This is a genomic window from Streptomyces sp. GL_148, from assembly GCF_057834205.1.
Genome location: NZ_CM174396.1, coordinates 6,971,227 through 6,992,191 on the forward strand (window position 1 = coordinate 6,971,227; position 20,965 = coordinate 6,992,191).

The 20,965-nt window shown below is 71.8% G+C and carries 14 protein-coding genes; 6 read left to right on the plus strand and 8 right to left on the minus strand.

Going from position 1 to position 20,965, the window contains the following annotated elements:
* Positions 1–181 precede the first annotated feature (181 nt).
* Positions 182–4,507 carry a S8 family serine peptidase gene (locus AC3IYI_RS31595; RefSeq protein WP_489406878.1) on the minus strand — a complete coding sequence of 1,442 codons (4,326 nt, stop codon included), beginning with the start codon at positions 4,505–4,507 and terminating at the stop codon, positions 182–184.
* A gap of 91 nt (positions 4,508–4,598) precedes the next feature.
* Between AC3IYI_RS31595 and AC3IYI_RS31600 the strand changes: the two genes are divergently transcribed.
* From AC3IYI_RS31600 to AC3IYI_RS31625, 6 genes are all read left to right on the plus strand, one after another.
* Positions 4,599–5,570, plus strand: a complete 972-nt coding sequence (locus AC3IYI_RS31600; protein ID WP_489406879.1) for a helix-turn-helix domain-containing protein — start codon at positions 4,599–4,601, stop codon at positions 5,568–5,570.
* Positions 5,571–5,642: 72 nt separating this feature from the next.
* Positions 5,643–6,374, plus strand: a complete 732-nt coding sequence (locus AC3IYI_RS31605) for a TetR/AcrR family transcriptional regulator (RefSeq protein WP_489406880.1) — start codon at positions 5,643–5,645, stop codon at positions 6,372–6,374.
* 218 nt (positions 6,375–6,592) lie between these two features.
* Complete coding sequence (locus AC3IYI_RS31610) at positions 6,593–7,534, plus strand: esterase/lipase family protein (RefSeq protein ID WP_489406881.1); 942 nt, start codon at positions 6,593–6,595, stop codon at positions 7,532–7,534.
* A gap of 52 nt (positions 7,535–7,586) precedes the next feature.
* Positions 7,587–7,754, plus strand: coding sequence for a tyrosine-protein phosphatase (locus AC3IYI_RS31615; RefSeq protein ID WP_489406882.1), 168 nt, complete (start codon positions 7,587–7,589; stop codon positions 7,752–7,754).
* A gap of 194 nt (positions 7,755–7,948) precedes the next feature.
* A complete protein-coding gene (locus AC3IYI_RS31620; RefSeq protein ID WP_489406883.1) occupies positions 7,949–8,911 on the plus strand; it encodes an SGNH/GDSL hydrolase family protein in 963 nt (320 codons plus the stop codon).
* Positions 8,912–9,044: 133 nt separating this feature from the next.
* On the plus strand, positions 9,045–13,844 hold the full coding sequence (locus tag AC3IYI_RS31625; protein ID WP_489406884.1) for a HEAT repeat domain-containing protein: 4,800 nt from the start codon (positions 9,045–9,047) through the stop codon (positions 13,842–13,844).
* 69 nt (positions 13,845–13,913) lie between these two features.
* Here AC3IYI_RS31625 and AC3IYI_RS31630 read toward each other — a convergent pair whose 3' ends face one another.
* The 7 genes from AC3IYI_RS31630 to AC3IYI_RS31660 form a co-directional block, all read right to left on the minus strand.
* Positions 13,914–14,753 (minus strand): enoyl-CoA hydratase/isomerase family protein, encoded by an 840-nt coding sequence (locus AC3IYI_RS31630; protein WP_489406885.1) that lies wholly within the window; start codon positions 14,751–14,753, stop codon positions 13,914–13,916.
* Positions 14,750–15,997, minus strand: a complete 1,248-nt coding sequence (locus AC3IYI_RS31635) for a cytochrome P450 (protein ID WP_489406886.1) — start codon at positions 15,995–15,997, stop codon at positions 14,750–14,752. Before AC3IYI_RS31635 ends, AC3IYI_RS31630 begins: the two co-directional genes overlap by 4 nt.
* Positions 15,998–16,109: 112 nt before the next feature.
* A complete protein-coding gene (locus AC3IYI_RS31640) occupies positions 16,110–17,498 on the minus strand; it encodes a cytochrome P450 family protein (protein ID WP_489406887.1) in 1,389 nt (462 codons plus the stop codon).
* Positions 17,499–17,508: 10 nt separating this feature from the next.
* Complete coding sequence (locus AC3IYI_RS31645) at positions 17,509–18,069, minus strand: GTP-binding protein (RefSeq protein ID WP_489406888.1); 561 nt, start codon at positions 18,067–18,069, stop codon at positions 17,509–17,511.
* Positions 18,070–18,072: 3 nt separating this feature from the next.
* Complete coding sequence (locus AC3IYI_RS31650; protein WP_489406889.1) at positions 18,073–18,465, minus strand: DUF742 domain-containing protein; 393 nt, start codon at positions 18,463–18,465, stop codon at positions 18,073–18,075.
* Positions 18,458–19,300: a roadblock/LC7 domain-containing protein gene (locus tag AC3IYI_RS31655; RefSeq protein WP_489406890.1), complete on the minus strand. Its 843-nt coding sequence runs from the start codon at positions 19,298–19,300 to the stop codon at positions 18,458–18,460. Before AC3IYI_RS31655 ends, AC3IYI_RS31650 begins: the two co-directional genes overlap by 8 nt.
* The gene (locus tag AC3IYI_RS31660) at positions 19,297–20,532 is read right to left on the minus strand and encodes an ATP-binding protein (protein WP_489406891.1); all 1,236 of its coding nucleotides are present in this window, start codon (positions 20,530–20,532) and stop codon (positions 19,297–19,299) included. Before AC3IYI_RS31660 ends, AC3IYI_RS31655 begins: the two co-directional genes overlap by 4 nt.
* Positions 20,533–20,965 lie beyond the last annotated feature (433 nt).

Here is a 20,965-nt window from a genome sequence, read left to right on the forward strand (position 1 = left end):
GGGTGGGGTGCCGCTGATGGGTGGGGAGTGGTGCAGCACCCACAGGTGTCATGCCCATGAAGACTTGTCAAGATCACGCCGCTCTCGGATGACGCCCGGAAGACCGGTGCGGCCGCCTTCTCGTACGGCGGCCGCACCGGCCTTGAGCGTCACGGCCCGGGCCGCGAGGGCCCGGACCGCCTCAGTCGTCCAGCTCCAGGCGGTGGACGCCGCCCTGGTCGACGCCGGCGAACAGGTACCGGCCGTCGGGCGAGGCCGCCAGGGACAGCACGTCCTTGTTCGGCATCGAGCGGGAGATGTTGTGCCAGGTCAGCCCGCCGTCGGTGGAGCGCAGTACGCCTCGCCCGCCGGTGGGGGTGAAGTCCATCCAGCGGGTGTTGGTGCCCGCGTAGAGGGTGTTGCCGACCCGGAGGAGGTCGCAGACGCTGATCCGCAGGGCGCCGGTGTCGGCCTTGGTGAAGGTCTTGCCGCCGTCCTTGCTGACCCGGATCGCCTGACCGCCCGTGACCATGGCCCCGTCGGTGAACTCGATGGCGTGCACCTCGGCTTCGGACACCTGGTTCATGGTGGCTCCGAAGTCGTCCGAGTAGGACAGTCCCCACCAGCCGCCGAACCAGATCCGCCCCGGCTTGCCGGGGTCGGCCACGATGGTGTCGTAGTACCGGCCCTGGTCGAAGGTCTTCCAGTGGGCGCCGCCGTCGGTGGTGGTGTAGAGACCGGCCGTGCCGGATCCCCGGTACGAGACCAGCATCCGGTCCGGGTTCGCGGGGTCGACCAGGAACGCGGTCCCGTTCGCCTCACGCTTGGCGACGTCCGACCAGGTCCGGCCGGCGTCCGTGGTCTTCTGCAGCACCAGGTCGTACAGGTAATTGACCAGCTGCCAGCCGGACTTCGGGTCCGCCGTGGACGGCTGGAACCCGACGACACCGGTACCGGTGGTGCCCTCGCGCTCCGCCGCACCCCATTCGGGGCTCGCGGCGGGCACCGTGGTGCGGTAGGTGCCGACCGAGGTACCGGCGAGGAGTTGGTCCCCGAAGGTCGCCAGCGCGGGCACGGACTCGCCCTGGACGCCGATCCGGCGGTAGCCGCCCTCCCGGGTGGACCGGAAGAGACCGGCGGCGCCGGACCCGATCGTGTGGGAACCGTCGGCCCATCGGTCGTAGTCGTAGACCACCGAACCCTGTACGGGCTGCGTGGCCGTGGACCACGTACGGCCGCCGTCGCGGCTCAGGGCGCCGGTGCCGCTCAGGTCGTCCTGGTAGATGTCGCCGCCGGAGACGTCGACCAGGCCGCTGAAGGTGCGGCCGGTCTTCTCGACGCTGCGGCCGCCGTCACGGCTCACGTACAGGCCCGAGTTCTGGCCCTGCACCTTGATGGCGACCAGCGGTCCGTCGGCGTCGAAGCCGCCGATGATCTGCACGCGGGGCGTGGCCTGGAAGACCTTCTGCGCGGGCTGGGGGGCGCCGGTGACGAAGTCGCGGATCACCCAGATCGCCTGGCCGGCCCAGACGTACAGGTCGTCGCCGCCGATCACGCTCTTGCCGACGTACCCGGTGATCCCCGTGAGGTCGACCGGCGTCCAGGTGGCGCCTTGGTCCCGGCTGACGAACCGCTCACCGGTGTAGTCCGACGCGGCGAGCAGGACGCGCGTCCGGGCGTCGGCGCTCAGATCGGTGACCGGGGCCGGCGGACCGGCCATCCGCTCCCAGCTGCGGCCGCTGTCTTCGGTGCGCATCAGCAGGCCGCCCTCCGGGAACGCCGACGGGTGCGCGCTGACCACCGCCTCCCACCAGCGGTTCGGATTGCGGGAGTCGATGACCAGGGAGGGCTCGGTCAGCGCGTTGCTGACCGGGGTGTGGCCCCGCTGCTGCCAGCTCTTGCCGCCGTCCGTGGTGAGCCAGGCGCCCGGGCGGGTGCCCTGGGTCATCACGGCCTGGTCCGGGGCGCCGGGGGCCAGCTGGGTGGTGCCCACGGCGCTGTTCGGGCCGACCGCCTTCCAGTTCTTGGCCTTGGGCGCCGTCAGGGTCACCTCGAAGGCGCCCGTACCGTACTGGCGCACCGTGGTGGACGTGGCGGACGTAGCGGACGCGGTGGCGCGGGCGGTCATCGTGTGGACGCCCGATCCGAGACCGGTGAACTCGGCCCGGTAGTAGGACGGGTCGGTCGTGGGCGCCGTCGCCTTGGCGTAGGGCTTGCCGTGGGGCGGGGTGACCGTCAGCACCGGCGGTGCGGTGAGCGGCGTCGGGCTGTAGACGTAGACGGTGGTGGAGCCGTCGTTGGACGGGTCCTCGGCCGGGTCGACGTACAGCGGGATCGCCGCCATCAGGTACGGGACGGTGAGTGCCCGGCCCTCCTCGGGGGTGAGGGTGACGCGGCCGCTCAGGTAGTTGGTGGCGTAGTCCGTGATGTCGGGCCGGTCGCGCTCGACGGTCAGCGTGACCTTCGCGGTGCCGCCCGCCGGGACGTCGACGTGGTCCGGGGTGACGGTGGCGGGGCCGGTGACGGTCACCTTTCCGGAGACGGGTGCGCTGCCGGTGTTGTGGAGGGTGATCTCACTGCTGCCGGTGACCTTCGGCTGGTCCATGTGCGCCAGGCCGAAGGAGACGGTGGCGGGGGAGGCGTACAGCCCGGTCCGGGCCGCGGCGGCGGTATCGAGCCGGCCGCTGCCCTGCGACTGCAGGTCGGGGCCGTCGAGCGGCTTCGCGGAACCGATCACTTCGGCGCGCAGCCGGTCCGCGGGGCGGTCCGGGTGCAGCTGGCGCAGCAGCGCCGCGGAGCCCGCGGCGAGCGGCGAGGCCATCGAGGTGCCGGACATCCGCCGGTAGCCCGTGGGCTCGAGGCTCCGGGGCACCGTGGAGAGGATCTCGACGCCGGGGGCGACGATCTCGGGCTTCAGGCCGAGCCGTTCGGAGTCCGGGCCGCGGGAGGAGAACGAGGCCATCTCGTCAGTGGAGTCGCGGCCGCCGAGCACCAGTTCGCCGCCGGACTCGGCCAGCGAGGCGAGCTGCCCGCCCGTCTCGTGGTCCACGCCGGTGACGACCAGCCGGTCCAGGCGCAGGGAGTCGCCGGACTCCGCGGGCGTCGCACCGAGCAGTACCTCGCTCCGGGCGGCTGCCCCGGTACGGGCGGCTGCCCCGGTGCGGGTGGGCTCCTGCTCGCGCCGCGGCTGGAGCGGGTTCGCACGGCTCTTGCCGCCGAACACGACCGGGCCGCCGCCTCCACCGCCGACGCCGCCCACCAGGGCGGCGGCGCCGCGCCGCTCGGCCTCGCGCCAGGTTTCCAGCTCCTCGGGCCACACGTCGTACGGGTTCACGGCTGGCGGGATCGCGTAGAGCACGACCTTGCCGTTGACGTCGCCCGCCTTCGCCCAGTCCTCCGCGGTGCCCATGCCGATGGTGACGACCCCGGCGGTCACCGCCGTGGCCGGCGGGTTCGCGGAACGCCCGCCGCGGTAGCTCTGCAGGGTGTCGCCCGCCACCGTGAGGACGGGCAGCCTGATCCCGCTGGTGGAGGCGCCGACGGCGATGACGCCGGGAGCGGCGGCCGGGGAGCCGACGGTCCAGTAGCCGGGACCGGAGTTGCCGGCCGAGGCGAAGACCAGGGCGCCGGCGTCCACGGCCGCGGACGCCGCCCGGGACAGCGGGTCGCTCGCGGTGCCCGTGCTGTTGCCGAGGCTCATGTTGATGATGTCGGCGCGGTGCGGATTGGCCGGGTCGACCGCCGCCTCGATGGCCGCGATGATGCCGGAGTCGTCGCCGCTGCCGTTCGCGCCGAGCACCTTGTACGCCAGCAGTTCGGCGTCCGGCGCGGCGCCGGTGACGCCGCCCCCGGCGGCCGCCCTGCCCGCGACGATGCCCGCGACATGGGTGCCGTGGCCGTTGTCGTCCATCGGGTCGGCATCGTTGTCAACGAAGTCCCAGCCGCCGACGACCTTGCGGCCCTCGCCGAAGCCGCCGCCCAGATCGGGGTGGGTGTAGTCCACCCCGGTATCGATGACGGCCACGGTGACGCCCTTGCCGGTGACCTTGACGCCGCTCGGGTCCTCCTGGGCCCACAGGGCCGGGTTGCCCACGACCCCGTTGGCGTCGGTATCCAGGGCGCGCGAGGTGCCGGCGGGGCTGACGGACTTCACGCCGGGCAGCTTCCGCAGCTTCGCCGGATCGCCGGCGCCGACGGTCATGGCCACGGCGTTGAGCAGCAGCGTGTGCCGGCGTACGGACTTGGCGGCGATGCCGGCGCCCTTCGCCCTGGCCAGGAACTCGTCGTGTCTGCCGGTCAGCTTCTCGCGCTCGGCCGTCACCTCCGCGGCCTTCGCGTTCTTGGCGTTCTTGACGGAGCCGGGCGCGGCCTCGAGCGCCGCGGCGCCCTCGAACTCGACGATGACCCGTTGTGTGCCCTGGCTCGCGGAGTCGGGGGCGGCGACGGCCGGCGGGACCGAGGCGAGCAGTCCGCCGAGCACCGCGGCCACCAGGCCCGTGTGCGCAGTTCTTCGGTGTGAGTGACCCATAGGCGGTACCTAATGCGGCCCGGTCCGGATGGGGCAACGGTTCCCCGCGGCCCATTGCTGCCGCTGGCACAAGTGGGCCACGATGGCCCGCATGTCCCAGGAGCTGGCTGCCGTCGGTATCGACGCCTTCGACGAACAGGTCTACCGCGCACTGCTCGCCCGGCAGGCGGCGGCGCCCGCCGAGCTGGCGGGCGAGCTCGGCGCGTCCTCGGAGCGGGTGGCGCGGGCACTCGACCGGATGCACGACCGCGGGCTCGTCGGGCGGCTGTCCGGCCCCCGGCGGCGCTATGCGGCGATCGACCCGCAGCATGCCGTGGAGGCGCTGATCCAGGAGCGCACCGTGGCACTGGGCCGGGTACGGTCGGCCGCCGGCGAGCTCGCCGGGCTCTTCGAGGCCGCCCGGCGCGGCGACGCCAAGGAGGTCGAGATCGTCTCCGGCCGGGAGGCGTTGGGCCGCTGGTTCGTACGGCTCCAGCAGGAGGCCAGGCAGCAGGTCCGCACCCTGGACCGGCCGCCCTACGCCCTGACCACCGCCAACCCGGTGGAGGAGACGGCGATGCGCGGCGGGCTGACGTACCGCGCGGTGTACGCCCCGGAGGCGCTGGAGTGGCCGGGCGTGCTGGACGACATCCGGCGGCTGGTGGCCCAGGGGGAACAGGCCCGGGTGCTGCCCGGACTGCGCATCAAGCTGGCGATCGCGGATGACGCGCTGGCGCTGATGCCGCTGTCGCTGGACCTGACGGACGTACGGGCGGCGGTGATCCGCCCGTCCTCACTGCTCGACGCGCTGACGGACTACTGGCGGCTGTGCTGGACCCTGGCGACCCCGCTGCTCGCCCCGCCGGAGCCGGCGGGCCCCGGCGAGGAGTCCGCGGAGCCCGGCGAGGAGGACCGGCTGCTCCTCGCCCTGCTGGTCAGCGGGTTGAAGGACGAGGCGATAGCGCGCCAGCTGGGCTGGTCGGTACGGACCATGCGACGGCGGATGAGCCGCCTGCACGACCAACTGGGCGCGGCGAACCGCTTCCAGGCGGGAGCCGTCGCGGCCCGGCGGGGCTGGATCTGATCAGAGAAGTTCCGCACCTCCTGGCCGGCCGGTTCCGTTCCACAGACAAGGGCGTTGTCGTAGGGTGCGCCCATGGCCGAGCGGGTGGTTCCGGAAGGGCAGCGGCGACGGCGCCGGCCCACCCGGCAGGGCGTCGTGCTGTCGCAGCGGCTGATCGTGGAGACCGTTCTGAGGCTCGTCTCGCAGCACGGCGCGGAGGCCCTCTCGGTGCGGCGGCTGGGTGCCGCATTGGGATGTGACCCGAGTTCGGTCTACCGGTACTTCCGCACCACCGACGATCTGCTGCTCGCCGTGGCGGACGAGCTCATCGGCCGCGCGGTGCACGGCTGGGAACCCACCGGCGACTGGCGGGCCGATCTGCGTGCGCTCGGTCTCCGGGTGCACGCCTCGTACCTGGAGCAACCGCGGGCAGCCCACTTGGCGGCGCACCGGACGACCGGCCGCGCCCACGAGACGGCGGCGGTCGAGGCGATCCTCGGCGTGCTGCGCCAGGCGGGCTGTCCCGATCGCGACGCGGTACGGATCTACCACGCCCTCGCCGACCAGGCCCTGGCCTTCGCCGCGTTGGACGCCGCCGCGCTCGCCCTGCCGGACGCGGCCCGCGAGGCCGACGGCGAAGTCTGGTCGGCCGCGTACGGCGGGCTCTCGTCCGACACGCATCCCCACATCGCAGCCACCCTGCCGCTGCTCGCCGCCGAGATGGAGACCAGCGGCTACCCCTTCGCGCTCGACCTGCTGCTCGCCGCCGTGGCAGCGCGACTGCAGGGCACGGACCGCGAACCGCCGTCGGCGTCCGGCTGCTGAACCCGGCGGGACGGCGTCGTTCGCTCGTCACGCAGCCGACTTCCGCGTCCGGCCTCGGGCGCCGGGAGTCTTATGACAACACACTTGACGTTTTGGCGGCATGACGGTCTGATGACACGTGTCACTTGGTAACTCCTCGGTAACTTACCCGTAACTCCCGTGCGCCCACTGGCAGTTGCTCCTCGCCTTGGTGCACCGTCGAGATGTGGAGATCGCTGATGTCGCCTCCCCTGTGCTCCCCCCGAAAACGCCCACGAGGCGCAGGCGTCCCGCGGTACGCCGCCTCCGCGCTGCTCGTCGGGCTCGTGCCCGGCGCAGCGTCCGCCACGGTCCCGGGTTCCCGCGCGGCGCTCACCTCGAGCGCCGGCAGCCTGGTGGAGTCGACTGAGGGGGACGGCTCCCCGACCGGCTCCAACGACTTCGGCTGCCAGCCCACCGCCACCCACCCGTACCCCGTCGTCCTGGTGCACGGCACCGTGGGCAGCATGGCCGAGTGGGAGAAGTTCTCCCAGGCCCTCGCCGGCGAGGGGTACTGCGTCTTCGCGCTGAACTACGGTGGCGCGGCCGGCAGTCCCGTCCACGGATACGGCGACATCCCCACCAGCGCCCGCCAGGTTGCCGGGTTCATCGACCGGGTGCTCGGAGCGACCGGAGCGGCCGAAGTCGACCTCGTGGGCTACTCGCAGGGCGGCGTGCTGGCACGGTACGTCGTCAAGAGCCTCGGCGGAGCCTCCAAGGTTCGCGAATTGATCGGTCTCGCGCCCCCCAGCCACGGCACCACCATGTCGGGACTGGCGGATCTGGTCGCGTCGATTCCGGGCGCCGCCGATCTGGTCGCGTCGATGTGCGCCGCCTGCGTGCAGCAGATGGCCGGCTCCGACTTCATCACGGCCCTGAATTCCGGCGGGGAAACCGTCGACGGCGTGCATTACACCGTGATCGCCAGTAGATACGACCAGGCCGTCACGCCGTACGCGAGCAGCTTCCTGATGGGACCGAACGTCACCAACATCCTGCTCCAGGACGTGTGTGCACAGGATTTCACGGACCACCTGGGAATTCCCAAGGACAGTGTGGCGCTGCGTCAGACCCTCAACGCCCTCGACCCGTCGCATGCGCGGCATCTCTGCAGGCTGGTGCTGCCGGTAGTCGGCGGCTGATCGCGGCGGCAACGCGACCACCCTTCCGACGTCGCCCGAGGCATCGGCGCAGATGATGACGGAGAGCAACACCTCCATGGTCGGGGGCGGCAGCGCCAAGACCGCGTACGCCTCCGTTCTCGAAGGCATCGAGAACAACGGCGAGGGCGCGGTCCTCATCCACTGCACCTCCGGCAAGGACCGCACCGCGCCGACTACGGATCCTTCGGCGCCCATCTGAACCAGGCGTTGGACGTGCACGCCGGTGAGCTGAACGACCTCAAGCAGCACCTGCTCGTCGGCTGACGGAAGCCGACGACAGCCGCCACATCCCGCCGGCCCCCCGCCGGCCCCCCACATACCCCGCCGCGGCACAGGTCGTGAACCCCTGCCGCGGTGGCCCTCAATGGCTCTCCCTCACCCTCAGGAGCACCCGTGCTGCACCCCGCAAGAAAAACCGGCAACTCCGGTACCTCCCGCACCTCCCGTACCTCCGGGAGGTCCGCCCTGTTCGCCGCGGCCGCCCTGGGCGTGGCCCTCTCGCTGACCTCCACCAGTGCGCAGGCCGTCAGCCCCGCCCCCCGTCGCTACGTGGCGCTCGGCGACTCGTACGCATCCGGCGCCGGCCTGGCCGGCCAGTCGGGCGGTCTCTGCATGCGCTCCGACCAGAACTACGGCCACCTGGTGGCCGCCGCCCTCCAGGTCGACACGTACACCGACGTCACCTGCTCGGGCGCGAAGGCGAAGGCCTTGACGGAGCCCCAGTACGAGGGTCTGCCGTGGGGCGACACCGCCCAACTGGACGCCATCACCGCCGACACCGACCTGGTGACCGTCGGCATGGGCGGCAACGACCTCGGCGCCAGCGCGCTCGGGCTCGTGGAGCTGATCGGCGTCTGTCTCGTCGGCGCGCTGGTCAACCCCGACGGCACGCCCTGCAAGGACGTCTTCCACCACGGCCACTGGGACTGGTCCACGGGGACCTGGAAGTACGGCAGCGACGACCTGGCCGGCCGGATCGCCGCAACCGCGCCGCAGCTCGCCGAGGCGCTGAACCGGATCCACACCCAGGCGCCCAACGCGCGTGTCCTGCTGATGGGTTACCCGTCCGTCATGCCGGCCGACGGGTCGACCTGTGCGGGCAAGCAGCCGATCACCGCCGGCGACGTCGGCTACCTGTACGACACCCTCGGCAAGCTCAACGCCATGCTCAAGGCCACCGCCGCAGCCAACGGCGCCACGTACGTGGATACGGCGACCCCGACCGCGGGCCACGACATCTGCTCGGCCACTCCCTGGATCGAGGGTGCGCAGCCGGTCGCCCAGGCCGGACCGTTCCACCCCAACGCCACCGGCCAGAAGGTGATGGCGGACGCGGTGTCCGCCGCCCTGCGGTGATCCCGCCGCTCCGGTAGCAGGGCCAATCCCGAAGGGGGCGGCCGCCGTCCTCTGGGCCGCCGTCCCCTCGGACCTCGTCGTCAGCGCGAAAACAAGATGGTGGCGCCGGGAACGTCCCGGTTAGAGTCCGACGATGACGATGCCGGCAGACAAGTCCTTCCACGATGCGGTGCGCCGAGCCGACGTCGGCCGGCTGGCGGAGATGCTCGACGCACCGTTCTGCCCGCCGGCCGTCTTCGGACTCCTCATCCGGCACGAGGACTCCCGCCTGCGGCATCTGGGGCTGGTCCTCCTGTCCGAGCGCGTCACGTCGGGCCGGACGGGCGACGAGCACGAGATGGCCGAGCTCGCGGAACTGCTGCCGGTGTCGGTGCCGGGAGCGCCGGAGGAGGCGCTCGTCCTGGCGCGGCTCCACGAACGACTGGGGCCGTACCTCCCGGCGCCCCGCCGGCCGTCGTGGCGTACGGCCGGGCTGCCGGTACGGGTACGGATCGCATGGCTGCGCGCCGAGCTCCTGAACGATCCGGCGCTGCTCCGGAAGGAGCCTGCGGGCGAACTGCTCTACCAGGCCGTGCGGGAGACGACCGCCACCTCCGCGCACCGGCCCGAACACCTCGTGAAGGAGCTGGTGGACAGCGGCGACCCGGTGCTCCAGGCCGATGCGCTGCGGCTGGCCCGGCAGGGGCTGCACGCCGGCCTGCTGGCTCCCGTACTGGTACGCGCACACGTGATCCGCCTGCTCGGCGCCGGCAGCGCGGACGTCGTCGCCGCCGCACTGGGGGAACTCGCCGAGCCCTGGGCGGCGTTGGAGCCACTGCCCCCGGGGCGGCTGTCGCCCTTCCTCGCCGCCGATTCGGTGATCACACGGCCGCAGGCCGCCGAAGCCGCACTGGCGGCCGCGGCCCACCACGGACACCACGGCCTGCTGCGGCAGGTCATCGACGATCCGGATCTGCCGCCGGGTCTTCGCCGGCGCGCGATGGAACTGCTCGGTGACCTGGCCGACCGCGGGGACATCGGCGCATTGACGGCCATCGCCGCACGCGACCCGCTGCTGTTCGGCGGCCCGGCGGTGACCTGCCTGCGCGGGCTCCACCGGCGCGGACACTTCCCGGACGGTGCGCACGTCCCGTCCCTCATCGGCCTGGCGCTGGCCGATCACTCGATCGCGCCCCACGAGGTCGCCACGATCCTGTTCACCTGCCGACAGGAGATGCTCCGCGTACTGGTGGACGCGCCCGCCGACGATCCGAGCTGGCCGCGTCGGCTCACGCTGCTGGTCGCCCTGGCCGGACAGGGGGCGGGAGAGCTTCCGATCGGGGACGCGATCACCCGGGTCCTTCCCTCGGCTCCCGTGCCGGGGCCGTTCCTCGACGCGATCCGCGCCGTGCGCCACGCGGATGCCGAAGACGCGGTGATCGCCCTCCTGCCGTCGGCGCCCGCAGCGGCCCTGGACGCTCTGGAGGCCATCGGCGGGCACCGGACGACGACCACGTTGAGGGAAGGGCTCGGCCTCGCCGCACTGGAGCCGCAGGAGGCACAGGAGCCGCAGGAGCCGCAGGAGAGCGGGGGAGAGATCGCGTCGCACCTCCGCGCGGTGCGGAACCGGGCCCTTGAGGTGCTGTGGCACCTCACCGACGATCCGTCACAGCGCGGTGCCCTCCTCGTCCGCCTCGATCCCGCCGATCTGCCGGCGCGCATCGCGGCGGACCTCGGTGGGCCGGACGAGCGGGAACTGGCCCTCCTGAGTTCCCATCTGGACCCTGACCAGCCCGTGGCGGCCCTGTGCAGACTGGCCGCGCACGGCGGCGCCGGTACCCTGCCGGTCATCGCGGACCTCCTCCTGCGCATCGTGGCCGAGCTGGCGGCGTCCCGGGAGCCGGGCGGACCCGCACCGCGGCCCGACAGCGGACAGCCGGCCGGACAGCAGGCCGGACTGCGGGCCGGACAGCCGGCCGGGGAGCCCGTGGTACCCGGGGAGATCCTGGACGCCGTACACGGCCTGGGCCGCCGGCTCCACGAACGGGGGCGGATCAGGCCCTCCTGCCTGCTCGACGCGCAGACTCCGGGGGAGGCGGGGCACGCGCTCGTCGCGACCATGGCGCTGGACCTGCTGGACCGGCCCGGGCTGTCGAGCGGCGAGCAGACGATCCTGCTCGAACTCCTGCTCCGGGCCCCCTACGCGGGCACCCGTGCGCGGGCGCACCGGCTGCTGCGCCACCGCGACCGGCACGTGCGCAAGCACGTGATCGCGTTGCTCGCCCGAGACGCCACGGGGGACGATGCGCAGGCGTTGTCGGCGACGTTGATCGCACTGACCGCCGCCCAGGACATCCAGACCGTCCGGCAGGCGTTGCTCGCCCTCGGCCACGCGCGCGCCCGCTGGGCCTCCAGCGCGATCGCCGCATGTCTCGGCCATCCGAACATGAACATCAAGAAGACCGCCGCCGCGGTCCTGGTCGCCGCGGGCACGCCTGCGGTGGTACCGGCACTGCTCTTCCGGCTCGGGCGTCACGACAATCCGGGACTGCGCGGCACGCTCATCGAGGCGCTGCGCGCCATCCTCGGCGACGCGTACCAGGCGACCGTCCTCGCCGCCGCCGAACACACCGATGACGGCCGCGCTCGCGAACTGCTGCTCGAAGGCCTCGACCAGACCCTGACGGCGCGCTCGGTCCGCGCCCTGGACGACCAGGCATCACGGGTCGCGCCGACCCTGCTCGCCCTCGTGGCGACCGGCCGGGTCTGCCTTGCTTCCGGGACGGTCGAGGACCTGTCGACGGCCATGGCCCAGCACGGGATCACCACGCCCGCCGCACCTCGGTCGGCGGTGGACACCGGAGCGGGCCTCGACGTCGACTCGCTGGAGACGCGGGGCTGGCACACGCCGGTCGCCCTACGCCTCGCCGCACGGCGCGAGCTGCCGGATCCCACCCGGCTGCGGGCGCTTCGGCCCATGCTGCCGGACTGGCTGCGCCTGGCCGCCGGCGAACAACCCGCCGGCCGAGCCCGCGTCCTGCGGCTGACGCTCCGGATCTGCCCCGCCCGGTGGACGCCCGAGGAATTGACAGCCTTCGCCCGGCACACACGGGTCCTGCGCGACGGGCTCGCCGAGGCCTCCGCGGAAGACCGGCACGAGCTCATGGCGGTACTCGAAGCGGTCGCGCCGACTCTTCCCGAGGTCGAGAGGCAGGGCCTGGCCGAGGCGGTACGCGCACTGCCCCACGCCCCCGCGGACAGCCCGTCCACACTGACGCTGCTCCGCAGCCTCGGCGCGGTACTGGTCCGCGCCGACCTCGACCAGGCGCTGGCCTCGGCCCGGCTGGGCACCAACCCCCGGCAGGCCGAGACCGCGGCACTGCGGGCCGCCTTCGCCGCCCCGCAGTTCCCTGAGGCCACTGCGGCATCCACTGCGGCATCCACCGCGGCATCCACCGCGGTAGCCAGCGCGTCGGCCACCGAGTCGGCCGAAGCCGACGCGTGGCGGGCCGCGCTGGATGACGCGGTGCGTACACCGGCCGCCCTGGAGGAATTCCGCCGGAGCGACCGCCCTCGCCGGCAGCACGAGGGGACCGTCCCGGCCTCCCGGGACCGCCTGACCGCGCTGATCGGTGTCTACCCCAGGGCCGGCGCCGAGGTCCGCGCAGCTCTCATCGACTGGATGACGGACGTCCAGCCCCTCGACGCACCACCCTGGACCCTCGCCGAAACCGCCCACGCGCCGGCGCCGGAGCCGCGACCGAGGACCGTGCACATCGACGACCTCGACCAGCCCCGGTCGACCGCACTGCGGGACCGCCTGCTGGCCATGCTGCGGGCACCTGCCCAGGACCGCCGGCACACCGCGGCCCTCGCACTCCTGGAATGGCCCGAGCCCGAGTGCGGGCTCGCCGTGCTCCGGGCGTTTCTGCGCGGCCGCGTCGACGTACCCGTCGGTGTCGACCTGGCCCGCGCACTGAGCGCCATCGACGCGAGCGAACTCCGTGAGGACGGCATCCTGCACGACCGGGTCGCCCTCACGGCGAGCCGACTCGACCCGTGGGACCTGGAGCCGCTGGTCCCGCTGCTGCTGGAATGGTGGGAGCACGACCCGCCGGCCGGCAGCTCCGCGGCCGGGCAGGCGTTGCGCGGGGTCCCCGCCGACGTACTTGCGCAGTGCCTCGGCGACCGCCTCGACGCCGGTGCCTGGGGGTTCCTCGACCTGCTCGGCGGGCGTCCCCTGCTGCGCACCCCCGCGCTCACGGAGACCTGCCGTCGGCTGCGCGCCGAAGGACGCGACGACCTCGCGGACAGCCTGCTCCTCGAAGAAGGTCCGCTGCGCCGCCCGGGCACCGTACGGCAGGATGCCGACGCGCTGGCAGCACTCCGCGACCGTGGCCCGGCCGCCGCGGCGGGGGCGTCACAACTCCGCTCCCGGCAGGAGCTGTTGGATCTGGCCCGGACCGGCGACCCGGTGTGGATACGCCACGCACTCACGCGGCTGTCCGAGGGACACACCGGCCCGGACGCCGACCAGGACCCCGGCCTGCGGGACCTGATCGGCGAGCTGCTGCGTCACCCCAAGCCCAAGGTCCGTCTGCACGCCCACCGCACCTCGCGGGCCATGCTCGACCGGCAGACCCACCTGCACCACACGTCGATCCTGCTGGACGACCCCCAGCCGGACCTGGTGCGCACCGCCATCCGTACCCTCTGCCACGCGACCTGGGTCCCCGCGATCCCCGCGCTGACGGGATTGCTGGAGCACCCGCACCACGTCGTCCGCAGGGCTGCGGCCGAGGGGCTCGTCACCATGGGCACATCGGCGATCCCGGCACTCAGACACGTCACCGTCCACGCCCGCCCCGACAAACGGTCCCGCTACGCGGAGATCCTCGAACGGATCACGCCCCACCAGACTCACGACGGCCCGGCCACGGCCACGGGCGGCTGACACCGACGAAGGCAACAGAGGGGGCGGGCCCCGGCGATACCGTTAACGGATACCGGGGCCCCTCCCTGGTCAGCCGCGTGCGTGCTGCTGGAGGGTGGCTGCCAGAAGGTGGGAGTCGAGCAGGGAGACGTCTGCCGTCCTGTCCGCCCGTGCGTAGCCGGCCATCATCCGTTTGGTCAGGACGAGCGCTTCGGGGGAGCGCCGGACGAGGGGCCTGATCCAGGAATCGACGACGTTGTCCAACTGATCGAGCGGGGCGGTCTTGTGGAGCAGGCCGATCCGGTGGGCCGTGTCGGCGTCGAAGACGTCGCAGGTGAGCAGGAGCTCGCGAATCCTGGAGGTGCCGGCCTCGGAGACCAGGCGTCCCATGGCCCCGCCCCAGGCGGGCGGCAGCCCTATGCCGACCTCCGGCATGCGAAAGCGACTGGTGTCGGCGCCGGCGCGCAGATCGCAGAAGGAGGCGAGGGCGAGGCCAGCGCCGATGACCCGCCCGTGCAGCCGGGCGATGGTGACCGCGTGGGTGTTTTCCAGGGCCTGGCACAGGCGGTGTGCCTTGTCGGCGATGCGCCGCAGGCCCACGCCGGACGGATCGGCGGCCAAGGCCTCCTGGTACTCGCCCCGGTCGGCGCCCAGGCAGAAGTCCGAACCCAGTGACGACAGCGTCAGGATCCGGACGTCGGGTCTCTCGTGGAGCTCGTCGAGCAGGGTGATGAGATCGTCGAGGACCGCGGTGTCCAACGTGTCGTCCTGCCCCCAGGGGTTGAGGCGGACGTGCAGTACGGGGCCGTCCTGTTCGATGCGTATCGCCTTGGGAGCGGTGCGGATGTGCGCGGGGACGTGCGCGGGGACGGCGGAGGGGGAGGGGGAGGGGGAGGAAAGGAGGGTGGGGATGGGGGTCGAGTCGGTCATGCGAGTGCTACGTCCAGGTTCAGGAGTCGCCGGAACGCCACGCGGGGCGCCATCGACGGGGGGCGTACGAGGGTCAGGCGGGGGAGGCGCCGGACCAGTTGGTGGAGAAGGGTCTGGGCTTCGATGCGGGCCAGCGGAGCGCCGAGGCAGTAGTGGATGCCGCCGCTGAACGCGAGGTGGTCGGGGGCGCGTTCGGGGTCGAACCGGTCCGGGTCGCGGTGCCGGGACGGGTCCCTGTGCGCCGCTCCGATCATGAGGTGGACCATCTCGTCGCGGCGGATCTCGAAGCCGCCCAGCACGGAGTCCTGCGATGCGACCCTGCTGATCACGTGGGTGGGCGGGTCGTAGCGGAGGGTCTCCTCCACGAACCCGGCCACGAGGCCCGGGTTGTCGGCGACCATGGCCCAGCGGTCCGGGCTTTCGACGAGCCGGAGCACCATCGTCGAGAGGAGGGTCGCGGTGGTTTCCAGGGCGGCCAGCAGGACGAACAACACCAGGTGGTAGACGGCCTCGTCGGCCTTGTCCCGGTCGGGCTCGATCGCGTCCCACGTCTGGATCCACCGGCTGACGGGGTCATCGCCGGGGTGGGAGCGCCGGTCACGCACGAGGTCCATGAAATACGTGCGGAGTTCGGCCGTGGCCGCGTCGGACAATGCCAGTTGGCTGGCCGACGGCAGCAGCTCCTGGGTGAAGACCTGATCGTGTGTCAATTCCCGGAGCCTCGGCCAGTCGGCCTGCGGAAGTCCGAGCCAGTCTCCTATGGTGGCCACCGGCAGTTCCTCGCAGACAAGCTCCGAGAAGTCCGCCTCGCCGGTGCGTATTCGCTCCGTGAAGGCGTCGAGGAGCTGATCCGCGGTCCCCTTCACGTTGCGGCCGATGCGTTCCACGGTGCCGCGGTCGAAGGTGCCCGCCGCCCGCCGCACCCTGGTGTGGTCCGGGGGGTTGAGCGCGGCGAGCGTGTTGCCCATCTCGCGCGAGGAGGGAGCGTTCCAGCGGGTCCCGGTGCCCTGGCGCTCCCGCCATTCCCGGTCGGGCTCCAGCCATTGACGGTTGCGCAGGATCTGGTCGCAGGCGGCGAAGCCCGTGATGGCGAATCCACCCCAGGGGGCGGGCACCACCTCGCCCCGCGCGAGGAGTTCGTCGTATATGGGGAAGGGGTCGGCCTGCCCTCTGGCCGTCCGTAGACGGGAGAAGAGGGAGGCGGACGCCCGGCGGTCGTACGTCGGAGTTGTCGCAACGCCCATGATGGCGGCTCCTTTCTGAGAACCAGCCGCCATGCATACCCGCATGATCGTTAGTGCATCCACTACCGGTGGGTACTCAAGGCGTTACTAGAATCACATCCTCCTCTTGGCTTCACTCGCCCCTGGTCCAGGCCAGGAAGCGGCTGAACAGGCCGCCCTTGGGCTGCGGTGCGCCACCGGAGTTGGTGCGCGAGGGGCCGGTGTCGGAGGGGGAGGCGGCGGTCGCCTGCTGCTGAGGCGCCCAGCCCGCGTTCGGGCCGGCCGGTCCGGCCGGCCCGGCCGCCTGGTGAACGCTCCTCGGGGTGAAGCGGATCGGGAGGGTGACCAGCGAGCGGCTCCACGGACTCGGCGCCCAGGTCAGCGACTTGAACGGGACGCGCAGCTCGACGTCGTGAAGCTGGTTGAGCAGCGTCTCGACGGCGGTCACGGCCATCATGAAGGCCGGGTCCTTGGCGGGGCAGGCGTGCGGGCCCGCTCCGAACGCCAAGTGCGCCTTGGCGCTGAGCTGTTCGCGGTGCTCCGTCAGCTTCGGGTCGGTGTTGGCCGCGGCGAACGAGACGAGCACCGGGTCGTTGGCGCGGATCAGCCTGCCGCCGAGCTCCACGTCGTGAGTGGGGTAGTGCGCCGCGTAGTTGGCGATCGGCGCGTAGTTCCACAGCGTCTGGGAGACCGCGTCCTCGACCGGCAGGCCGCCCTGCCACTCCTCGCCGAGGTACAGGGCGCTGCTGGTGCCGATGGCCGCGGCCAGCGGCGCGGTGCCGCCGGAGAGCAGGGTGACCAGCTGGTGCAGCACCTCCTCGTCGCTCAGCTGGGCCGAGTGCTCCATCAGACGCGTCGTCAGGTCGTCGGTCGGGCGCCGACGCTTGAGGGCGATCAGCTCGGTGAGCGCCCCGCCGAGCACCTCGTCGGCGCCGGGCGTTCCCTCGAAGATGCCGCTGATGCCGGCGATCACGCGGTCGCCGATCTCGGGCGGGCAGCCGAACAGGTCGCTGAAGACCAGCAGGGGCAGCGGCTGGGCGTACTCGGCCATCAGCTCTGCCTGGCCGCGGATGTCGGTACTGAACTGGCTGATCAGGTAGTTGGCGGACTGCTGCGTCTGCCTGATGAGCTGGTGCTCGTTGACCGTGGCGAGACTGTCGGTGACGGCCCGCCGCAGCCGGGCATGTGCCGCACCGTCGCTGAAGAGCGCGTTGGGGCGGTACCCCATCATGGGCAGTGCCGGGCTGTCGGCCGGGACGCGGCCCTCGTGGAGGGCGTTCCAGCGGCGCGAGTCGCGCACGAAGGACGCGGGGTTCTGCAGGACGTACAGAGCGGCGTCGTAGCTCGTGACGAGCTCGACCTGGACGTCGGGGGCGATGTCCACGGGCGCACTGGGACCGTACTGGCGCAGCTCCGCGTAGTGGCTGTCGGGGTCGGCTCCGAACGAGGGGCCGTACATCTGGACGTTCCCGTGCGCGGGGCAGCCGGGGGGTATCTCTTGCGGGTCATGTGGCTGTTGCATTCCTGCGCTCCTAGCCGAGTTGGGACATGAGGTGTTTCACGAGGGTGATGAGGGCCCGCGCGGAGGACTTCTCGTCCCGTACGTCGCACTCCACGACGGGGGTCTCCGCGGTGAGGTTCAGGGCCTCGTGCACCTCGTCGAGCGGGTAGTGCGTGGTGCCCTCGAAGTGGTTCACGGCGATGGCGTACGTCAGGCCGAAACGCTCGACGAGGTCCAGGACGGGGAAGGACTCGTGCAGCCGCTCCGGGTCGACGAGCACCAGCGCGCCCAGAGCGCCCCGCGAGAGCTCCTCCCACATCTCCTTGAAGCGCTCCTGGCCGGGCGTACCGAAGAGGTAGAGCACCAGGGTGTCGCTCAGGGTGAGCCGGCCGAAGTCCATGGCGACGGTGGTGGTCGTCTTGTCGGGCGTGCCCGACAGGTCATCGAAGCCCACGCTGGCCTCGGTGATCTCCTCCTCGGTCCGCAGGGGCTCGATCTCCGAGAGACTGCCGATGCAGGTGGTCTTGCCGACCCCGAAATGCCCCACGATGAGGATCTTCACCGCATGGGAGACATCTGGATCCAGGTACACGCGTTACGCTCCGAATCGATTCTTCAGGCCCTCGAGCACGGCGCTGACCAGTTCTCTGTCGACACGTTCGGCGCGCGGTATCGGTGTCCTCGCGAGGATGAGACCGTCATCCTCCAACTGCGCCAGCAGGATGCGGACGATGCCCAGGGGCAGGTGCGTGTGCCCCGCCACCTCGGCCACGGACAGGAATCCGTTCGCGACCAGGTCCATGACCTGACCCGCTTCCGGTGACAGCGTGCGCGCCGCCGCCTGTCCGTTCTCCACCGCCGCCGTCACGAGCGTCGTGTGCTCGTACTCGTGCTCCGGGGGCAGCGCCCGTCCGTTCGTGATCACGAAGAGGGGGACTAATGGAGAGGTCAGTTCAAGCTCTTCGTCCTGTTCGAACCCGTCAGGCATGGCCTGTCCCCTTCCCGGGTGTCGCCGCCGTGGTCAGCCTGGGAACCACCTCGTGCAGCCGCGTCGTGAACTGCTCTATGTCGCAGTCGTGTTCGGCGGCGGCGGCCAGGAAGGCATCGGGGCCGGCCGCCATCAGGAAGATCCAGCCGTGCTGGAACTCGATGACCGTCTGACGCCATTGCGCGTCCTCGACGGCCCCCGCGAACTGGGAGGTGACCCGGCTGTAGGCATGGATGCCCGTCATGGCCGCGGAGATCGTGTCCGCGAGGTCGCGGCTCATCCCGGCGGTCGCCCCGCGGGGAAGGCCGTCCGAGCCCAGCAGCACGGCGTGGCGGGCGCCCTTGACCTCCGACATCACCCGGTCGAGCTCGCCGAGGACGAATCCCGCGTCACCGGGGCTCTGCTGCCGCGGTGCGCCCCCGCGCGGACCTCCGGCGTCCTCGGTGCTCACCCGCGGCGGCGAGGTGAGGTTGTTGCCCAGCCGGGCGACGAGACGGTGCATGCGGAAGGAGATCTGCTGCATGTCCACATCGGGCGCGGCCGCGGCGGCGAGGTAGGAGCCCTGCCCCGCCCCGATCAGGAAGCTCCAGCCGTGCGAGAACTCGATGATGGTCTGGTTCCACTGCCGGTCCTCCTCCGGTCCGGCGAAGTGGGCCGTCGCCCGGCTGAGCGACTGCATCCCGGCCATGGCCGCGGAGATGGTGCGTACGTCCTTCTCGGCCAGGCCTTCGGTCGCGCCGCGAGGAAGGCCGTCAGCGGAGAGCAGGACGGCGTGCCGCGCACGGGGCACGTTGTGCACGATGTCCTCGAGCATCCACGAGAGGTCTGAGGTCATGCCTCTTCGGGCCCTTCGAACGAGGTGGCGTCAAGATTGCGGCCGGAGAGCGTGCCGCGCTGGAAGGCGCCCAGGCTGCGCCCGGAAGCACGGCCCGTTTCCCCCGGGGTCCGCGGCGCCGGCGCGGTGGCGTCCGGATCGGGGACGCTCGCGATGGGCGCCTGGCGTGCGCCGCGCTTGGGCAGACCGTGCATCGTGCGCGGCGTCGTGCCCTGCGGGGTCACGTTCTGCGCCGCCGCGCTCTGCGCCGCCGTGGTCTGCGGCGGCCTGCTCTCGGTGACGCGCCGGATCTCGCTGACCGGAGCCTCCTGGACGGGCGGTATCTCCTCCATGGTCCACAGCTCCTCGGGCAAGAGGACGACGGCCCGGACGCCGCCGTATCGGGAGACTCCGGTGACGTCGACCTTGAAACCGTGCTGGCGCGCGATCAGGCCGATGACCGGGAAGCCGAACTTCGGCTGGGTCCCGAGCTGCGACAGACGAGGGGCGACTTCCCCGGAGAGCAGCGCGGTCGCCCGCTGCCGCTCCTCGTCGTTCATGCTGACGCCGGCGTCGTCGATGACGATGCACAGGTTGTTCTGGACGCGCTGGAACGTCACCTCGATCGGCGCGTCGTGCTGCGAGAAGCTGGCCGCGTTGTCGAGCAGCTCCGCCACGGCGAGGGCGACGGGCGCGACCGCGGACGCCTTCAGGGCGAGACTGGTCTGCTGCATGATGGCGACCCGGTGGAAGTTGCGGATCTGGCCCTGGGCACTGCGCACCACGTCGTAGACGCTCGCGGGGCGGTTGCGACGGCCGAGCGGCGCACCGCACATGACGGCGATGCCCTGAGCCTTGCGCGCCATCTGGGCGTTGGCGTGGTTCACGTCCAACAGGTCGCTGAGGACGGTGTGTCCGCCGTACTTGCGCTGGATGCCGTCCAGAAGCGTCGTCTGCTCGGCCGCGAGGCTCTGCAGGAGGCTGGCGGCACCCTTGAGGACGGCCTTGGTGTTCTCCTCGGCCGCTTCCTTGGCGTCGCGGAGCGTGGCGTCCTGCTCGCTGCGGAACCTCTGCAGCTCGGCGTGCGACGCGTGCAGGTAGCTGTCCGCCGTGAGCAGCTGGTGCTTCAACTCGGCCTCGGTGTGCTCTTTCTTCGCCCCCAGCGCTTTGTTGCGGGCGACCAGTGCCACGACCGCGGCAACGGCTATCGCCGCCACCGCAACCAGGCACCACACAAGTGCGTCTCGATTCATGGAAACCTTTCCCGGCGCGTGCCATGCGGACGGCTGCAGATACACCTCGCGAGGCCCCGCAACACAGCTGATCGGCACGGTTCACCTGCTGTTACGCGGAGAGCATGCCGCAGATCCAAATCAGCATCTGCGCCGAAATGGAACAAGATCACAGATGCCGGGATGCTATCACCGGATCTCCGCCCCCTCGGACGTACGCTACTGAACGGTATCCGCCCAACCAGGCTGCCACGGGGGCGGGTTGACTTGGGCTTTCGGTCCCCTGCCTCCGCCATCGATCGCCCCCGTCGCAACCGATTCGTTAAGCAGTTCTTCACGAGAGGAGGGGCGATCTCTCACATCCATCCGACGTACCGCCGGCCGAACCCCTGGGCGGCGGGGCCTCAGCGGCTGGTTGCGGCGCCCGGCAATGGCTCGTGATCGATTTTCGGCC

Coding starts and splice junctions, on each gene's coding strand:
- AC3IYI_RS31595 (WP_489406878.1), bottom strand. CDS start 4,507: ATGGGTCACTCACACCGAAGAACTGCGCACACGGGCCTGGTGGCCGCG.
- AC3IYI_RS31600 (WP_489406879.1), top strand. CDS start 4,599: ATGTCCCAGGAGCTGGCTGCCGTCGGTATCGACGCCTTCGACGAACAG.
- AC3IYI_RS31605 (WP_489406880.1), top strand. CDS start 5,643: ATGGCCGAGCGGGTGGTTCCGGAAGGGCAGCGGCGACGGCGCCGGCCC.
- AC3IYI_RS31610 (WP_489406881.1), top strand. CDS start 6,593: ATGTCGCCTCCCCTGTGCTCCCCCCGAAAACGCCCACGAGGCGCAGGC.
- AC3IYI_RS31615 (WP_489406882.1), top strand. CDS start 7,587: ATGATGACGGAGAGCAACACCTCCATGGTCGGGGGCGGCAGCGCCAAG.
- AC3IYI_RS31625 (WP_489406884.1), top strand. CDS start 9,045: ATGACGATGCCGGCAGACAAGTCCTTCCACGATGCGGTGCGCCGAGCC.
- AC3IYI_RS31630 (WP_489406885.1), bottom strand. CDS start 14,753: ATGACCGACTCGACCCCCATCCCCACCCTCCTTTCCTCCCCCTCCCCC.
- AC3IYI_RS31635 (WP_489406886.1), bottom strand. CDS start 15,997: ATGGGCGTTGCGACAACTCCGACGTACGACCGCCGGGCGTCCGCCTCC.
- AC3IYI_RS31640 (WP_489406887.1), bottom strand. CDS start 17,498: ATGCAACAGCCACATGACCCGCAAGAGATACCCCCCGGCTGCCCCGCG.
- AC3IYI_RS31650 (WP_489406889.1), bottom strand. CDS start 18,465: ATGCCTGACGGGTTCGAACAGGACGAAGAGCTTGAACTGACCTCTCCA.
- AC3IYI_RS31655 (WP_489406890.1), bottom strand. CDS start 19,300: ATGACCTCAGACCTCTCGTGGATGCTCGAGGACATCGTGCACAACGTG.
- AC3IYI_RS31660 (WP_489406891.1), bottom strand. CDS start 20,532: ATGAATCGAGACGCACTTGTGTGGTGCCTGGTTGCGGTGGCGGCGATA.